The organism is Mycobacterium sp. (assembly GCF_050701675.1).
Lineage (GTDB): Bacteria > Actinomycetota > Actinomycetes > Mycobacteriales > Mycobacteriaceae > Mycobacterium.
In genome coordinates this window covers 1-1,602 of the sequence record NZ_JBOGDD010000246.1, presented here as the reverse complement: position 1 = coordinate 1,602, position 1,602 = coordinate 1, and the positions used below count along the sequence as shown (strand labels likewise).

Sequence of the window (1,602 nt, the reverse complement as noted above, 5' to 3'; positions counted from 1 at the left end):
TCGACGGACAATGGCTAGACACCGAGGACCACTACGAAATCCGCAGTCCCGCAACCGAAGAGCTGGTAGCGACCGTGGCCAAGGGTGGCATCGAGCATGTCGATGCGGCCGTGGCCGCGGCGACGACCGCCTTCACGGAAGGCACCTGGCGACGCACGCCGCCTGCTGAACGCGCCGCCCTGATCAACACCGTTGCCGAACGCTTCGGTGCACGCGCCGAGGAACTGTCTGCGTTGCAGTCGAAGGAGAACGGCGCGACGATCCGCATCACCGGAGCCCTGCACGTCGGCCTGTCGGTCGCCCAACTGCAGTACCTGGCCGCCATCGCTCAGAGCTATGAGTGGGAGACCACGGGCCCGGCCATCGAGCCCATCGCCGCCGAGGGCATCGTGGTGCGCGAGCCGATCGGCGTGATTGCGGCGATCGTGCCGTGGAACATCCCCCTGCTCACCGCCGTGTGGAAGATCGGACCTGCGCTGGTCGCCGGAAACTCGGTGGTGCTCAAACCCGACGAGCACGCACCACTGCTGCTGTTGGAGCTGGCCCGCGAATTCGAGGCCGCCGGCCTGCCTCCCGGCGTACTGAACGTCGTGACCGGCGACGGCGAACCGGTCGGCGCCCACCTGTCCGGGCACCCCGGGGTGCGCAAGGTCGCGTTCACTGGCTCGACCGCGGTGGGCAAGAGCATCCTGCGTCAGTCAGCGGACTCGATCCGGCGGGTGACCCTGGAGCTCGGCGGCAAGGGTGCCAACATCATCCTCGACGACGCCGACGTCGACATGGCCGTCGACGGTGCGTTGTTTGCCTGCATGGCCAACAACGGCCAGGCCTGCGAGGCGGGCACCCGGCTGCTCATCCCCGTCAGCCGCCGCGACGAGATCCTGGACAAGCTGCTCTCCCGCGCGGCCACCCTGCGGGTGGGAGACCCGTTGCAGCCCAGCACCAATGTCGGACCGGTGATCTCGGCTGAGCAGCGTGACCGCATCCTGGACTACTTCCGCATCGCCGCCGAGGAAGGCGCCAAGGTCGCCGTCGGCGGGGACGTGCCACGCGGGCCTGAGTTCGCGAAGGGCTACTGGATCGAGCCCACGATCTTCGTCGACGTCACCAACGACATGCGGGTGGCTCGCGAAGAGGTGTTCGGGCCCGTGCTGGTGGTGCTGACCTACGACGACGTCGACGACGCCGTCAAGATCGCCAACGACACCAGTTACGGTCTGTCCGCGGGGGTGTGGGGTAGCGAGCCCCGAGCCCTTGAGGTCGCCCGTCGCCTCGACGCGGGCATGGTGTGGGTCAACAACTGGCACGTGATCCATCCGGCCTACCCGTTCGGTGGCTTCAAGGAGAGCGGGCTGGGCCGCGAAGGCGGTCCGCATGCCATCGATGAGTACGTCGAGGAGAAGTTCATCTCGCTGGATCGCTCCGGCGGCATCGAGAACAAGGCCTTCGCCATCGTCATCGACCCGCCCGCCCCGTAGCGATCCCTCAGTCCCGATGACCACCGACACGAGCAACGAGGAACGCGGCCTGCGTCTGCCCTCCAGGGACGTCGATGCTCGACAAGCTGAAGCTGCGCCAGCCGGCCAACGGCATCGCCTATTC

1 protein-coding gene is annotated in these 1,602 nt (G+C 67.5%); it reads left to right on the top strand.

Annotated elements, in window-relative coordinates; genetic code table 11:
- Positions 1-1,478, top strand: a 1,478-nt coding sequence (locus ACRDUX_RS07025; protein ID WP_526412326.1) for an aldehyde dehydrogenase family protein, incomplete at its 5' end; no start/stop codon positions are given.
- Positions 1,479-1,602: the final 124 nt, after the last annotated feature.